Genomic DNA, 15,832 nt, shown 5'->3' with positions numbered 1-15,832 from the left:
GGCATTCACTTAATATGAAAAGAAAAATATTTACTCCACGACCAGACTGGCAAGTGGAACATCAAAATATTGGTTTTGATTATTTTAATTTACCTTCTCTTGATGGCTCAATTTACTGGTCTGAAGGAGTTGCTTACGAGTTTACCCTTAAACAGATTGAACAACTTGAGGATGCAGCAAATGAACTGCATCAGATGTGTTTAGCAGTAGTAGGAGAACTCATTCAACGGGGAAACTATCCAGCTTATTTTCAAATTCCTGAAGTCGCCATAAACCATATTGAACATTCGTGGAAACAAAATGCTCCCATGCTCTATGGCCGCTTTGATTTCGCTTACGATGGGCGAAATATCAAAATGCTGGAATATAACGCCGACACACCGACTGGCTTACTTGAAGCTTCTGTCGCGCAGTGGCTGTGGATAGAACAAGTCTCGGGCATTGCAAACCGAGACCAGTTCAATAGCATTCATGAAGATCTGATTAAACGCTGGAAGACTATTTTACCGCGTGGTAGCCATGTACATTTTGCTGCCTGTCAGGAAGCCGGAAGGGAAGACTGGGGTAATTTAGAGTACTTAATGGATACCGCTTATCAAGCTCATCTACAAGTTTCCGAGCTTTCTATGGAGAACATAGGCTGGAACGGGCAAGATTTTGTTGATCTCCATAATCAGCCCATTCAAAACATATTTAAGCTCTACCCATGGGAATGGATCTGGGAAGAAGCATTTTCTCAATATATCCACCCACAAACACAGTGGATTGAACCCTGCTGGAAAATGTTACTTTCAAATAAAGCGATTTTGGTTGAGCTTTGGAAGCGATATCCAAATCATCCCTTATTAGTCGAAACCCATACGTATGACCAGCAACAAGTTTTGTCTGGCAAATGGGTGAAAAAGCCGATTTTGGCAAGGGAAGGAGCCAATATTCGAGTTTTACAAGACGGCCATGACCAAGGCGCGGCTTCTGGTAGCTTTTATTTTGATGACTATGACAAATACGGTTATGTCGTACAGAAATGGGTAGATACCCCATTATTTTCAGGGCAACTACCTACACTCGGTTTATGGATGGTTGGACATCAATGTTCAGGCATGTCTATTCGTGAAGATTGCTATGACATTATTGGTAATGATGCTCACTTTGCAGCACATTATTTTGTCGAGTAATAAGTACCTAGAGGTATTTTAAAAAGCACTTTTTAGGTGCTTTTTTATTATGCTTGATTCGCAATCAAACAGTGCATTTTACGTATATGGCGAATAATGAATATTTATTTTTAAAGCTAAATTAGAACAAAAATTCAAAAATAAAATGACTTAATATTATGTAATTTAATACTTTTATTCTTATTTCTTTAATTAAAAATCAATATTGGCAAGCTCTTTGCATCTACTAAAAAGAAAAAAGTCTAGATTTTAAGGGCTCGCGAGAGCCCTGATTTTTTTAAGGAGTGATGCCATGAATGCGATTCCAACTTTAACGCCCCTTGCCATGCCGTGTAACAGCAGTTTTGAAGCAAAAGATTGGGAAATTCTATCTACTCACTGGTATCCCGTCGCACGTACTCAAGATGTCTCTACTACACCTCAACGAGTCACTCTACTAGACGTCAATATGGCGTTATATAAAACAGAAAGTGGGGAAATTCATCTGGTTCGAGATATTTGCCCACATCGTGGGGTGCCATTAACCAAAGGTTGGGTGGATGGTGAGGAGATTGTCTGCCCTTATCATGGTCTACGCTATAACAGCGAAGGGAAATGTACTCAAATACCAGCTCAGCCCGAACTAACTAAAATTTCTGATCGTTTTTCACTGACCAAATTTCCAGTTGTACAAAGATATGGTCTCATTTGGACCAGTATTCATGGTCGTAATATTGCTAAAGCCAATATTCCTATATTAGATACTTGGGACCACGCAGAGCATCAATCAATTTTACCGCCTTTCGTCGATATTGGTGGTTCTAGTGGACGTCAACTTGAAGGGTTTATCGATGTCGCTCATTTTGCGTGGGTACATCACAATGCCTTTGCGAATCGCGATAATCCCATCGTTCCTAAATATCACACTGAACGTACCGACTATGGTTTAAAAACGGTCTATATCAGCAATGTCAGTAATTATCCACATGAACTAAAACATCTCGAGCCAGAAGGCTTTTTGTGGAAGCGCACCTTTGATGTCTATCCACCTTTTTCAGCCGTCCTTACAGTCGATTTTCCAGAAGGTGGGGTCTTAAAAATCTTGAATGCGTGCTGTCCTATTTCAAGCAATAAAACCCGTTTATTTGTTCCACTCACCCGTAACTTTGATCAGACAGGTGATTTAGAAAAGGTATATGCATTTAATGCCCAAATTTTTGCCGAAGACCAAGATATGGTCGAATCACAAAAGCCAGAAGAACTGCCGCTTGATTTAATGATGGAAGCACATTTTGAAGCAGACCGTTCATCAACAACTTATCGACGGATTTTGGCTGAATGGGGACTAAGTAAACGTTATACCGTTTAAATATTGGCTAACTGGGGTACAATCAATCGAAAAAAGTGAAAATATAAAGGCTTTCCATGTCATTGATCGCAAATACCACCGTTGTGCGTGGTCGTTTTTTAGATATCCAGCAAACCGTCTCTGAGCCAACTGATATTCCAAATCAAGTGCGTTATTTGGAAGATGGTGTATTGGTTAGTGAACATGGAAAAATCAAATGGTTTGGTGCATGGGAAGACGCTCAGGCGTATCTACCTGCTGGGGTTGAGATTCAACATTATCCAGAACAATTGATTGTACCTGGCTTTATTGATACCCATATTCATTTCCCGCAAACCGAAATGGTTGGAGCATACGGCGAACAACTTTTAAGCTGGCTCAATACTTATACTTTCCCAACTGAAATCCAATTTCAGGACAAAGCATATGCAAGTGAAATTGCCCAGTTCTTTGTTCAAGAACTACTGAAACACGGTACAACCACAGCACTGGTTTTCTGTACAGTTCACCCCGAGTCTGTTGATGCCTTATTTGAAGCCGCAGAACACGTTCAGATGCGTTTAATTGCTGGTAAGGTACTCATGGACCGCAATGCCCCTGAAGCGCTTTGTGACACGCCAGAAACGGCTTACAGCGACACCAAAGCACTCATTGAAAAATGGCATGGTAAAGGCCGTGCGCTCTATGCGATTACTCCACGTTTTGCACCAACATCTACACCTGAACAGCTAGAAAGAGCAGGGCAGTTAAAACAAGAATTTCCAGATGTGTATGTCCATACCCATTTAAGTGAAAACAAAGATGAAATCGCTTGGGTGAAATCTTTATTTCCAGAACAAGCTGGTTATTTAGATGTTTATCAACATTATGGCTTGACTGGTAAACGTTCTGTATTTGCGCATTGCGTTCACTTAGAAGATCAAGAATGGCAATGTATGCATGATACGCAATCGGCTATCGCATTTTGTCCAACATCAAACCTGTTCTTAGGCAGTGGTTTATTCCCATTGAAAAAAACATGGGAAAAACAAGTGAAAGTGGGCTTGGGTACAGATATCGGTGCTGGTACATCATTTAGTTTACTGCAAACCGTTAACGAGGCTTATAAGGTTCAGCAGTTACAAGGTGATAAACTTTCAGCTTATGAAGCGCTTTATCATGCAACCCTAGGCGGAGCAAAAGCGCTTGATTTGCAAGATCAGTTAGGCAACTTCAACGTCGGTAAAGAAGCAGACTTTGTGGTACTGAATCTCAAGCCAACAGCATTACAGGAACTTCGCCAGTCTAAATCCAAATCTGTTGAAGATTCATTGTTTGCATTATTCACTTTAGGTGATGACCGTAATATTGAGGCGACTTATATTTATGGAAACCGTGCTTATCAAAAAGAAACAGCCAAATAAAAAAGGCATTGTTAAGTTTTTGTTATTATTTGGAATATGTGCTCTTGCATTAAAGCGTGATCGACATAATCCGCAAAATGATAAAATTTCACAGCCATCAAAGGGTGCATGAAACGTCATTTTGCTTTAAAATTTTACCATTAACTCAGATTTTCGAGGTGTTGCAGGTCAACACCTTTTTTATTTTTTCTTTTATATCTTGTAGGAATCTGCCATGACTGTTGCAATGAGCATCATGATTTCAACCGAAGAAATTCAAGCAAAAGTCAAAGAGCTCGGCGAGCAAATTAACGCTCACTATGCAAATAGTGATAAAGAATTAGTCCTTATTGGACTACTTCGTGGTTCTGTTATTTTCATGGCAGACTTGTGCCGTACAATTAGCAAACCGCATGAACTCGACTTCATGACAGTGTCTAGCTACGGCGGCGGTACGACTTCAAGTCGAGATGTTAAAATCTTAAAAGATCTTGACGGTGAAATTCGCGGTAAAGATGTATTGGTTGTTGAAGACATTATCGACTCAGGCAATACCTTAAGCAAAGTCGTTGAAATGTTGCAAACTCGCGAGCCAAATTCAATTCAACTCTGCACATTAGTGAGTAAACCGTCTCGCCGTGAAATTGATCTTGAAGTGAAATTTTTAGGTTTTGAAGTTGAAGACAGATTCATTGTGGGTTACGGCTTAGACTACGACCAGAAATATCGCCACTTGCCATTTATTGGTGAAATTGGTTTATAAATTTCAGAGAAATAGCACCGCAAGGTGCTATTTTTTTATATAAAGCCTTAGCTTTGAACAAAAAAGACACAAAAAGTCGCAATCTGCTACAGACAAAATAGACAGCTCTACCGCACGATAGAATATGAAGCAAAATCATTAACTTCATCAAAAAAACAACTGGAGAACAAATATGTGGTCACTTATTGTTGCTATTGTAGTTGGTTTCTTTGCTGGCTTAATCGCTCGTGCTTTGCATCCTGGGGATGATAAAGCAGGTTTCATCGTAACGACCTTGATTGGTATTGCAGGTTCACTTCTAGCTACTTATGGTGGTCGTTTACTTGGACTTTACGGCGAAAACTCAGCTGCAGGCTTTATCGCATCCGTGATTGGTGCCATCGTTATTCTTTTTATCTACAACTTGATTGCACGAAAAAGCTAAACTTTAATTCATTTATAAAAAAAGCACCTTATGGTGCTTTTTTTAATTTATTTTAAAGACCTAACTCTTTCCATACGGCCTGAATTTCTTCAGCAGAGCGTGCGCCAACCAGTTTAAAACCATTTGCAAAAATTAGGGTAGGGGTGCCGTTAAAGCCGAGTTTTTTTCCTAATTCCAAATTACGGTCAATTGGGTTTGCACAGCTCGTAACTGTTGGTTTAACACCTTGCTGAATCAGTTTTTTCCATGAGTAAGATTGATTTGGTGCACACCAAACTTGTCTGGAAACCACAATAGACTGAGGTTTTAAAGGATAGATGAACGTATAAATAGTCACATCTTTAAGCTTATCGAGTTCAGGTTCAAGCTGCTTACAATAAGGACAATTTGGATCAGAAAATACTGCTAAAACATGTTGGCCATTACCTTTGACTGTTTTAATCGCATCTTTTAAAGGCAGTTGTTTCCAATCAATTGAGTTCTGTCCTAAAACTAGATCTTTAGTTAAGTTCTTTTGGTCTTTTAACCGAATCATAGAGCCAACAAGCATATGTTGCCCATCTTCACCAACATAAATGATTTGCTGATCAAGATTAGCGCTATATAGCCCGGGCATTTCAGTTTTCTGAATATTGCTAATTTTCAAATTAGGATATTGTTTTTTAATATTTTCCCTAACAGTATCTACATTAGCGAAACTCACACTTGTAGTTAGGCTAAATAACGCCAATATTCCTAATTTTTTAAGCATAAAACTGACTCATAGGTAGGAGAGGAGATCATTTTAATCAGTTCAGCTTTTTAAAACAGAACTGATTACCGAGTTATAACCAAACTTACACTCATTTATGCCAATGTTTCACGTGGAACATAAATAGGTTTTAGAGTATTAATTTCTACAGATATATGCACGATTTCATCATGAATGGACAAAGCATGACGAATCTGATCTGCGGTTAAAGAAATATCATCAGTTTCGAGTGCCAAAATACAAGAAAACTTACCTTTCGCGACTTTCCAGACATGAATATCCGTAATTTCAATATATTTAGGAAACTCAGCAATGACTTCACGGATCTCTTCAACTACCGGATGATCCATTTCTGCGTCTAAAAGGGTTTTTCCTGTCTCTTTCATTAATCCCAGAGACCATTTTGCAACCAAAATAGCACCTAAAATTCCTAAAAGTGCGTCTAAAAAATCCCATCCGAAATACTTACCTGCGAAAAGCGCAATAATTGCAAAAACAGAAGTTACTGCATCTGCAACTACATGTAAAAATGCAGCTTTTTGGTTTAAATCGTGGTGATGATGCCCATGATCATGCTCGTGATGGTGATGGTGATGGTGATGGTGATGGTGATGGTGCCCATCATCGTGAAGTAACCATGCGCAAATCAAGTTAATGACCAAACCTAAAATTGCAATCGGAATCGCTTCATTATAAAAAATTTCAACTGGATTAAATAAACGTTGTATCGACTGAAACGCCATAAAAATGGCGACAACCATCAACAAAATTGCACTGCTATAACCCGCTAAAATCTCGATTTTCCAAGTTCCAAAACTAAACCGACGATCTTTGGAATAATGACGAGCCGCACGATAAGCAAAATAGGCTAAACCGAGAGCCAACATATGGGAACTCATATGCCAACCATCAGCCAGAAGCGCCATTGAATTGAAAAACCATCCACCGAATATTTCTAACACCATCATTGATGCCGTTAAAATCGTTGCAATCAAAATACGTTTTTGTGCAAGTGGATTTCCTTCATCAAACTGATGTTGATGATGACGTGATACACTATGATCCTGCATAATATTTAAACCCAATATACTCCCTACCAGTATATTGAATTATACAAGAGAACACAGATGAGTCACATTGGTCAGGATAAAAAAATACTTAATCGTGTAAAACGACTAAAAGGACAAATCAACAGCATTGAGCATGCTGTTGAACAGCCAGATATTTCATGTATAGAAATACTACAACAAGTTGCTGCAATTAAAGGGGCAATAAACGGTTTGATGAGTGAATTAATGGAACAGCATTTACATCATCACGTGCTCAAAAACGCACAAGTTGATCAAAATGAGCTAGATGAGTTTTTAAAGGTTCTAAAAAGATACGGTTAACAAGGTGACTGAATGACACAGCCATGTGCATCATTCAGAATTTTGTAATTATTTTCCAATACAGAATGAACCAAAAATCTTGCCTAATAGGTCATCGGCACTAAAGTCACCGGTAATTTCACCTAAAGCATTTTGGGCAAGACGTAGTGACTCAGCAACCAGTTCACCTGCGTTAAACACAACAAGTTGCTCGCGTGCTTCTGAAAGATAGAGCTGTGTGCGCTTCATTGCGTCTAAATGACGTGTTCTTGCAATAAAGGTGTCTTCCTCAGGGTGGAAGCCTGCATGCGCTGTAATCGCTTCTACGAGACCTTGTACGCCCATCTCTTGTTTTGCAGAAACGGTTATATGACGGAAACCTTGAAAATCGCTTATTTCAGCTAATTGCCCAGTTAAATCGCATTTATTACCAATTAACATTAAACGACGCGGTTCAATATGTTCCGCAAAATACTCTTGAGCGAGTTTTAATGGGTCATCACCTTGGTTTAAATCATAAACCAGCAATAACAAATCGGCTTGTTCAATTTCTTTGATTGCACGACGAATCCCTTCTTTTTCAACGATGTCACCTGTTTCACGAAGACCCGCAGTATCTGTTAAGGTGATTGGTAGACCATTTAAGCTAATTTTTTCATGTAAAACATCACGAGTTGTACCAGCAATATCGGTCACAATTGCACGCTCAACACCAGCAAGTGCATTCAACAAGCTCGACTTACCCGCATTTGGTTTACCCGCAATAACGACTTGCAAACCTTCACGGAGTAATTGCCCTTGTCGTGCAGAGGTTTGAACGGCATGTACCGACTGCTGAACATCTTCAAGTAAAGCTAAAATTTTGCCATCTGCCAAGAAATCGATTTCTTCTTCAGGAAAATCAATTGCTGCTTCAACATGCAAGCGTAAATGAATCAGTTTTTCTAAAACGGTATTAATTTTTGTTGAAAATGCGCCTTGTAAAGAGCGAACCGCAGAGCGTGCCGCAGCTTGCGAAGTCGCATCAATCAAGTCGGCAATCGCTTCCGCTTGTACCAAGTCCATCTTGCCATTTTCAAAAGCACGCATGGAAAATTCGCCGGCTTTTGCAGCAATTGCACCAAGCTCAAATAGACGCCCAAGCAAGGCATTTTGGATGACTGGACCGCCGTGGCCTTGTAGCTCTACAACATCTTCACCTGTAAACGAGTGAGGATTGGGAAAGCATAGAACAATCCCTTCATCCATAATGCTGCCATCAGCATCATAAAATTTACGGAAACCCGCCATACGCGCTTCAGGCAAGTTTTTTTGTGTCAGGTTTTGAGCAATTTCATAAGCCTTAGGTCCAGATAGGCGAATCACGCCCACACCACCACGCCCAGGTGGCGTTGCAATTGCGGCAATCGTGGTTTGACTTTGCATATTATTCACCTAAAAACCTAAAATCCAGCCAAAGAAAAATCCGCCTAAGATTACCATCTTAAGCGGATTTATTCAGCAAAAGTTCAACGATTAAGAAGCTGATTCAGTCTTATTGATACGACTTTTCTCAACGCTCTTATTAATAAACGACTGCTGTAAAATAGTAATACTGTTGTTCACAATCCAGTACAGTACGAGACCGGCAGGGAAGAACAACATAAATACCGTGAACATAATCGGCATAATGCGGAACACTTTTGCCTGCATTGGATCAGCGGGTTGCGGATTCAACATTTGCTGCGCAAACATGGTAGCACCCATGATTAACGGCAAGATGAACCAAGGATCCATTGCTGACAAGTCTTGAATCCAACCTAACCATGGTGCGTGACGTAATTCCACACTTTCCATGAGTACCCAGTACAAAGCAAGGAAAATTGGCATTTGTAGCAACAATGGTAAACAACCTGAAAGTGGATTTACTTGTTCACGCTTGTATAAAGCCATCATTTCTTGCGAGAAGCGCATACGGTCTTCACCGAACTCTTCTTTCATGCGTTGCATTTCTGGTGCAATCACACGCATTTTCGCCATAGAACGATAACTTTTTGAAGATAAAGGCCACAAGATCATCTTCACCATAATGGTAAGCAAGATGATTGACCATCCCCAGTTGCCCACAATGCTATGGAAGAATTGAAGACCTAAGAACAAGAGCTTAGCAATCGGCCATAACCAACCATAATCAACAGTCTGATTTAAACCAACAGCTAAATCTTTTAATTCAGATTGTACTTTCGGACCTGAATAAAGTTTTGCATCCACTTCCATTGAAGTGCCTGCCGGAACATTAATCACTGGTGAGGTAAAACCAATGATATTCATGTGATCAGCAGATTGACGAGATTCAAGTTTAGCTACATAAGGCTGACCATTAGCTTGAGTCAGCTTAAGGTTTCCAGGAATCCAAGCACTTACAAAATAATGCTGAACAATCGCAACCCATCCACCTTTCGCTTCAGTATTTACTTTTTCTTCTGAGAAATTAGCAAATTTAAGCTTGTTGTAATGTGCATCAGGCGTTCCCCAAGCTCCACCTAAGAAAGTTCCTAGAGTGAAAATACCTTGAGAAGATTTACCCGGATCTTCAGAATTATCGCGCTTTAATTGTCCAAACATCTGACCTTGCCAGCTTTGTTGGCTACGGTTAATGACTTGATGTTTTACAACAATTGGATATTGACCTTGGGTAAAGGTAAAAGTTTTAATAATTTCAACGCCTTCAGGTGTTTTAAATACCATCGGAACGTTTAAAACTTTTTCAGATTGACCCTTTTGGTCCTGTACACCTTTAGCATCAGCCAAAGTATATGATGTCTTTTCAACAGCATATAATGGACGACCACCACGACTACTATCTGGTCCATTCAAACCAATTAAGCCAGATTGAGCAACATATGTACGCTTGGCATCATTTTCAAGCATAACAAAAGGTTGATCGCTGTCTTTGCTTTTGTCGTGTGAGAGTAATTCAATACGAACAATATCACCACCTTTTGGATTGATCCAAATATGGTAAAGGTCAGTTTGTACTGAAATAAGCTGTTGATTCACAGGTGCAGTTGCATCTGTGGTTTGTGACTGCGCAATATTTGCTTGTGGCACATCGGAAGCCACTGTTGCATTTTTAGCATTTGGCAAATCAGCAGATACTTCATGCGAACTTACAGCTGCCGCTTGTTGTTGCGGAGCAGTTGCAGCATTTCCATAATCTTTTTGCCAAGCCAAAATGAGCAAATATGCGGTGACAAACATGGCCCCGAGAATTGCAAACCTGGCCCATTGTTGCATATCTATTACCCCAAATGGTTAGAGAGATTTTGCTTCAGTAAACGATCACGAAAGGGTACAGCAACATGATGCGTTTGAGAATCTATTTGATGAAACGAAATAAAACGAATTGCTTTTGGCGGTACCGGATCATATCCAGATCCTCCCCACGGATGACAACGACATATCCGTTTAGAAGATAACCAAACGCCTTTTATCGCACCATGAGTTTGCAATGCTTCAATCGCATATTGAGAACAAGTCGGGATATAACGACAACGGGGTCCAAGAAGCGGACTAATCGCAATTTGATACAGTCGAATCAACCAACGTAGAAAACGGACCATTGGCTATCTCTTAATTCTGCGAGGTTGTGCCAACTTTAGAATGTTTTTTTGCTAAGCGCTGTAATTTTTGCCAAGCAAAGTCTAATTGTTGATATAGCTCAGCATTCGTAATCGTTTCTATACCAACTTTCGGCATCACCACAACATCTATGTCTGATCCAAAATTCGGCTGATGTAGACGAAAGCTCTCACGAGCAAGACGTTTTATTCGATTTCTTTCATGCGCTCGGCGCACTTTTTTCTTAGCAACAACAATACCCAAACGGCTTTTAGGCTGTTCGGTTAATTTTGCAAGAAATAAAAAATGGGGTTGATGCACTTTAAAAAGCGCACCATCAAATACACTTTTATAATCTGCAGCACAGCGTATTCGCACGTCTGTGCTAAAACTGTAAAGTGTCATCACACCCAAGTCTGGTCAGCGTAACAGTATTAAACAGTTAAGCTATGACGACCTTTTGCACGACGACGAGCTAATACTTGACGACCAGCTTTAGTTGCCATACGAGCACGGAAACCATGAACGCGTTTACGCTTTAATTCAGATGGTTGGAAAGTACGTTTCATATTGAAACTCCCAAAAATGATCTTTCTATAAAGGTCCGCGATTTTATTGTGCAATGTTTACGCTGTCAATGAAAAACCAAGAAAGTTTTGTATTTAACCCAAATTTTTAATCTCTTCTCTTCTTTTTATCACGGTCATAATTCAGTGCAATATATAGCTTTAAAAGTTATGCACAAAGTAATTGTCTATTTTTATTAGAACTTTTAATATATACACGCCTTATATACATACTTATCAACAAAACAAAATACCATCTTGGTTTGGATTTGCTGTATTTGAATTTAAATTCATATTTTGCAGTTATCCACAAAAGATCGCCACCCTATTAAATAAATTCAAATTTAGAAATTTAAATTTATTCTTATTAGGGATAACTTTTTCTGTGGATTTCGCAATTTTAAATTTAAAAAACATATATTTGAGTTGTTGATAACTCTGTTTTTACTATATTTATGAATTGTGGATAAGTTTATGTGTTAATTTATCCACAGGTTGTGCAAAAAGTTATACACAAGCCATTTTGAATTTAAATTTATTCACAAGAGATTTCTTTTTAGACAAAATCAACTGAAATCGTCATGACAGATGTGGATAACTTGGTTAGAATGGCGACCCCTTCTCATCAGGAAGGGTTAATCTTTAGATTATTTGAATTTAAAAAACGCAGACATAGGGGATACACATGCTTTGGACAGACTGCTTAACTCGCTTGCGACAAGAGCTCTCTGATAACGTCTTTGCGATGTGGATTCGCCCATTAGTTGCTGAAGAAGTAGAAGGGACACTGCGTCTTTATGCACCTAATCCTTATTGGACGCGTTACATTCAAGAGAACCATTTAGAATTAATTTCTATATTGGCCGAACAGTTATCAGAAGGGCGTGTACGTCAGGTTGAGATTTTAGTTGATTCTCGTCCTGGTAGTATTTTGTCATCAGGTGAGCAGCCAGCAACTACAACTGCTGCTTTGCAAACTGCGCCCCAACAAAGTATTAAAGTAAAAAAAGAACCAGATTCTATTTCCAGTTCACCTACTACTAATAGTGTAGTGAACGCAAAAACACCGAAAAAGAAACTATTAAATCCCCAATTTACTTTTTCTTTATTTGTTGAAGGCCGTTCGAACCAGATGGCTGCTGAAACATGTAGAAAAGTATTAACACAATTAGGTGCTTCACAGCATAACCCTTTGTTTTTATATGGTCCGACAGGATTGGGTAAGACTCACTTGATGCAGGCAGTTGGTAATGCTTTATTGCAAGCCAAGCCTAATGCACGGGTGATGTATATGACCTCTGAGAGCTTCGTTCAGGATTTTGTAAGTTCTTTGCAAAAAGGCAAAGTTGAAGAATTTAAGAAAAATTGTCGTTCTTTAGATTTATTGTTGGTCGATGATATTCATCTTTTAGCCGGTAAAGAAGCAAGCTTGGTTGAATTTTTCTATACATTCAATGCATTACTTGATGAATCTAAACAGATTATTTTAACTTCAGATCGTTATCCAAAAGAATTGACCGAGTTAGACCCGCGTTTGGTTTCTCGCTTTTCTTGGGGTCTTTCAGTAGGCGTTGAACCGCCAGATATTGAAACTCGTATCGAAATTCTATTGAAAAAAGCCGAAAATAGCGGCGTTGATTTACCTCGAAATTGTGCATTATTTATTGCACAACAAGTAGTTGCCAACGTACGTGAACTTGAAGGTGCACTCAATAAAGTCGTCGCAATTTCTCGTTTTAAAGGTGCACCAATTGATCTTGATGTTGTCCGCGAATCTTTAAAAGATGTGTTGGCAATCCGTGCACGTACAATTAGTGTAGAAAATATCCAACGTGTGGTGAGTGAATATTTCCGTATTCCTTTAAAAGAATTAGTAGGACCTAAGCGGACTCGAATCTATGCGCGACCACGTCAGTTAGCAATGGGACTTGCTCGTGAGTTAACTGGTGATAGTTTTCCCGAAATTGGAATGGCTTTTGGTGGACGTGACCACAGTACAGTGATGCACGCATGCGAAAAAGTAGTAAGTCTACGTGAAGAAGATCCGATTTTTGACGAAGACTATAAAAATTTACTGCGTCTACTCCAGAGTTAATGAAATGATAAGACGTTGTTGCAAAGTCTACGTAAGTGCAGCATAGTACACAGCTAAAAAATGAAATATTTGCTCCAAGTTGCTAGAGGAATGAATCGTGCGTTTGAAAATCGCTAAAGAAAGCTTACTCAATGTTTTATCGCATGTTGTCGGTGCGGTAGAACGTCGTCATACATTGAATATTCTTTCAAACGTCAAAATTCAGACTAATGCTCAGGCACTCACCATTACCGGTTCTGATTTAGAAGTCGAGCTGGTTGCCAGTACTGTTTTAACAGAAGGGGCATGCATTGAAGCAGGTGAAACAACTGTTCCTGCTCGTAAGTTGATGGAAATTTGTAAATCATTGCCTACAGCTGCATTGATTGACTTACAAATTACTGAAGATCAAAGATGTATTTTAAAATCTGGTAATAGCCGTTTTGTATTAGGTACTTTACCGGCAGAAGATTATCCATTATTGACCACTGAAAATAGTCAAGGTACACAAGTACAGGTCACTCAACGTGAGTTAAAGCGTTTATTTGAAAAAACGGCTTTTGCTATGGCCGTACAAGATGTACGTTTCTATTTAACGGGTACTTTGTTAGAAATTGATGAAAATCAATTGCGTGCAGTAACAACAGATGGTCACCGTTTAGCACTTTGTGAAATTACTGCTTCTTCTACATCATCTCAATTGGTCCAAGCAATTGTGCCTCGTAAAGCTGTTGGTGAATTACAGCGTTTACTTAGCATTGAAGATGAACAATTAACGTTGCTGATTGGTCGTGAATTGTTAAATGTCACAATTAATACGCCAAGCCGTGACAAAGAGCAGGGCGATATCACTGTTCGCTTTACTACAAAGTTGATTGATGGAAAATTCCCTGATTATCGTCGTGTAATTCCACGTGGTGGCGATAAACATGTATTAATTAGCCATGATGTGTTCAAACAATCATTACAACGCGTTGCGATTTTGAGTAATGAGAAGTTACGTGGTGTTTTCTTGAATTTTAATCAAGATTCTTTACAGCTACGTGCAAATAACCCTGAACAAGACGAAGCGATTGAAGATTTAGCGATTCAGTATCAAAACATACCGCTTGAAATGTCATTTAATGCGCAATATTTGCTGGATGTTTTAGGTGTGCTTGATGGTGATGATGTAAATATGAGCATGACTGAGGCAAACCAGTCTGTATTGGTCCAAGATCCGGCACATCCTGATCAAACCTATGTCGTTATGCCGATGCGTGTATAATCTGGCTATCTAATATGCATCTTACGCGTTTAAATATTGAACGTGTGCGTAATTTAAAAACGGTTGCACTCCAAGGGTTGCAACCGTTTAATGTATTTTATGGCGCTAACGGTTCAGGAAAAACTTCAATACTGGAAGCAATCCATTTGCTTGCAACAGGGCGGTCGTTCCGCACCCACATACCTAAAAATTATATTCAATACTCTGCTGAAGATGCGATTGTTTTCGCGCAATCTGCAACTGAAAAAATTGGCATGCAAAAGTTGGCCTCTGGTGAGCAGTTGATGAAGGTCAATGGCGATACAGTGGCTACACAAGGACAACTCGCTAAACTGCTTCCTTTGCAGCATATTGATCCACAAAGTACAGATATTATTGACCATGGGGCGAAACCTCGGCGCCAGCTTTTAGATTGGCTGATGTTCCACGTGGAACCTGAGTTTTATTTTGCTTGGCAATATTATTCTCGTGCATTAAAGCAGCGTAATACTTTACTTAAAACCAGACGGAATATTTCTCTAGCGGATTTAGAGCCGTGGAATAAAATGTTGAGTGATTATGGTGAAATTTTACACTCTCAGCGTTTAAGTATTGTGGAACAATGGAATGTCTTTTTTCAAAATGATTTAAGTCAATTGCTACCTGATCTAGAGATTGAACTGGAATATAGTCCCGGTTTTCATACAGAGCAGGGACTCATGCAAGACTTGCTGAATCAACACCAAAAAGACATCGAACGACGCTATACCGAATATGGCCCACATCGTGCAGATTTGCGCTTAAAAACCCCGTTTGGACATGCTGATGTAGTTTTATCAAGAGGTCAGAAAAAACTCTTGATTATTGCCTTAAAACTGTCACAAATTGCAATGTTACATGCGAGTAATAAGGAAACTGTGGTATTATTAGATGATCTGACAGCAGAATTAGACTTAACCGCACAACAACGTTTAATTGAACGATTAAGCCAACTTGGTAGCCAGGTTTTTATGACAACTTTAGATCATGCATCGGTAAAAAAACACTTACATGATCTGTCTATTTCATATCAATTATTCAATGTTGAATCCGGTCAAGTTAGTCTTGCTTCACCATAATTTTTTGATGTTACCCATCTTTGAATAAACCTATAT

At 39.2% G+C, this 15,832-nt stretch carries 16 protein-coding genes; 9 read left to right on the top strand and 7 right to left on the bottom strand.

Features of this window, described 5'->3' with window-relative positions:
* Positions 1-14: 14 nt before the first annotated feature.
* The 5 genes from JGE69_RS17620 (at position 15) to JGE69_RS17600 (ending at position 5,071) form a co-directional block, all read left to right on the top strand.
* On the top strand, positions 15-1,175 hold the full coding sequence (locus JGE69_RS17620) for a glutathionylspermidine synthase family protein (protein ID WP_199114260.1): 1,161 nt from the start codon (positions 15-17) through the stop codon (positions 1,173-1,175).
* A 292-nt stretch (positions 1,176-1,467) separates the two neighbouring features.
* On the top strand, positions 1,468-2,523 hold the full coding sequence (locus tag JGE69_RS17615) for an aromatic ring-hydroxylating oxygenase subunit alpha (protein ID WP_199114262.1): 1,056 nt from the start codon (positions 1,468-1,470) through the stop codon (positions 2,521-2,523).
* A 56-nt stretch (positions 2,524-2,579) separates the two neighbouring features.
* The gene (gene guaD / locus JGE69_RS17610) at positions 2,580-3,905 is read left to right on the top strand and encodes a guanine deaminase (protein WP_017386220.1); all 1,326 of its coding nucleotides are present in this window, start codon (positions 2,580-2,582) and stop codon (positions 3,903-3,905) included.
* Between the two features lie 214 nt (positions 3,906-4,119).
* Positions 4,120-4,647: a hypoxanthine phosphoribosyltransferase gene (gene hpt, locus JGE69_RS17605; RefSeq protein WP_126645899.1), complete on the top strand. Its 528-nt coding sequence runs from the start codon at positions 4,120-4,122 to the stop codon at positions 4,645-4,647.
* Between the two features lie 172 nt (positions 4,648-4,819).
* Positions 4,820-5,071 carry a GlsB/YeaQ/YmgE family stress response membrane protein gene (locus JGE69_RS17600; protein ID WP_002115476.1) on the top strand — a complete coding sequence of 84 codons (252 nt, stop codon included), beginning with the start codon at positions 4,820-4,822 and terminating at the stop codon, positions 5,069-5,071.
* A 52-nt stretch (positions 5,072-5,123) separates the two neighbouring features.
* On the opposite strand, the gene JGE69_RS17595 is transcribed toward JGE69_RS17600, so the two are convergent.
* Positions 5,124-5,822 (bottom strand): DsbC family protein, encoded by a 699-nt coding sequence (locus JGE69_RS17595; RefSeq protein WP_199114263.1) that lies wholly within the window; start codon positions 5,820-5,822, stop codon positions 5,124-5,126.
* Between the two features lie 95 nt (positions 5,823-5,917).
* Entirely contained in the window at positions 5,918-6,892 is a 975-nt protein-coding gene (dmeF, locus tag JGE69_RS17590; protein WP_199114267.1) for a CDF family Co(II)/Ni(II) efflux transporter DmeF, read from the bottom strand.
* A 57-nt stretch (positions 6,893-6,949) separates the two neighbouring features.
* Between dmeF and JGE69_RS17585 the strand changes: the two genes are divergently transcribed.
* Positions 6,950-7,213, top strand: a complete 264-nt coding sequence (locus tag JGE69_RS17585; RefSeq protein ID WP_068929946.1) for a metal/formaldehyde-sensitive transcriptional repressor — start codon at positions 6,950-6,952, stop codon at positions 7,211-7,213.
* 48 nt (positions 7,214-7,261) lie between these two features.
* Here JGE69_RS17585 and mnmE read toward each other — a convergent pair whose 3' ends face one another.
* The 5 genes from mnmE to rpmH form a co-directional block, all read right to left on the bottom strand.
* The gene (gene mnmE, locus JGE69_RS17580; RefSeq protein ID WP_057070381.1) at positions 7,262-8,617 is read right to left on the bottom strand and encodes a tRNA uridine-5-carboxymethylaminomethyl(34) synthesis GTPase MnmE; all 1,356 of its coding nucleotides are present in this window, start codon (positions 8,615-8,617) and stop codon (positions 7,262-7,264) included.
* A 90-nt stretch (positions 8,618-8,707) separates the two neighbouring features.
* On the bottom strand, positions 8,708-10,468 hold the full coding sequence (yidC, locus tag JGE69_RS17575; protein ID WP_002115440.1) for a membrane protein insertase YidC: 1,761 nt from the start codon (positions 10,466-10,468) through the stop codon (positions 8,708-8,710).
* Positions 10,469-10,473: 5 nt separating this feature from the next.
* The gene (gene yidD / locus JGE69_RS17570) at positions 10,474-10,794 is read right to left on the bottom strand and encodes a membrane protein insertion efficiency factor YidD (protein WP_003656027.1); all 321 of its coding nucleotides are present in this window, start codon (positions 10,792-10,794) and stop codon (positions 10,474-10,476) included.
* Positions 10,795-10,804: 10 nt separating this feature from the next.
* Positions 10,805-11,197: a ribonuclease P protein component gene (rnpA, locus tag JGE69_RS17565; RefSeq protein ID WP_005063921.1), complete on the bottom strand. Its 393-nt coding sequence runs from the start codon at positions 11,195-11,197 to the stop codon at positions 10,805-10,807.
* A gap of 29 nt (positions 11,198-11,226) precedes the next feature.
* Positions 11,227-11,361, bottom strand: a complete 135-nt coding sequence (rpmH, locus tag JGE69_RS17560; protein WP_000831329.1) for a 50S ribosomal protein L34 — start codon at positions 11,359-11,361, stop codon at positions 11,227-11,229.
* 682 nt (positions 11,362-12,043) lie between these two features.
* On the opposite strand from rpmH, the gene dnaA reads away from it, so the two are divergent.
* From dnaA to recF, 3 genes are all read left to right on the top strand, one after another.
* The gene (dnaA, locus tag JGE69_RS17555; RefSeq protein WP_017399672.1) at positions 12,044-13,453 is read left to right on the top strand and encodes a chromosomal replication initiator protein DnaA; all 1,410 of its coding nucleotides are present in this window, start codon (positions 12,044-12,046) and stop codon (positions 13,451-13,453) included.
* Between the two features lie 97 nt (positions 13,454-13,550).
* Complete coding sequence (dnaN, locus tag JGE69_RS18105) at positions 13,551-14,699, top strand: DNA polymerase III subunit beta (protein ID WP_002115478.1); 1,149 nt, start codon at positions 13,551-13,553, stop codon at positions 14,697-14,699.
* Positions 14,700-14,713: 14 nt separating this feature from the next.
* On the top strand, positions 14,714-15,796 hold the full coding sequence (gene recF, locus JGE69_RS17540; protein ID WP_002115479.1) for a DNA replication/repair protein RecF: 1,083 nt from the start codon (positions 14,714-14,716) through the stop codon (positions 15,794-15,796).
* Positions 15,797-15,832: the final 36 nt, after the last annotated feature.

Source organism: Acinetobacter sp. C13, from assembly GCF_016809775.1.
GTDB classification, from domain to species: Bacteria; Pseudomonadota; Gammaproteobacteria; order Pseudomonadales; family Moraxellaceae; genus Acinetobacter; species Acinetobacter pittii.
This window is presented reverse-complemented; position numbering and strand designations above follow the sequence as displayed.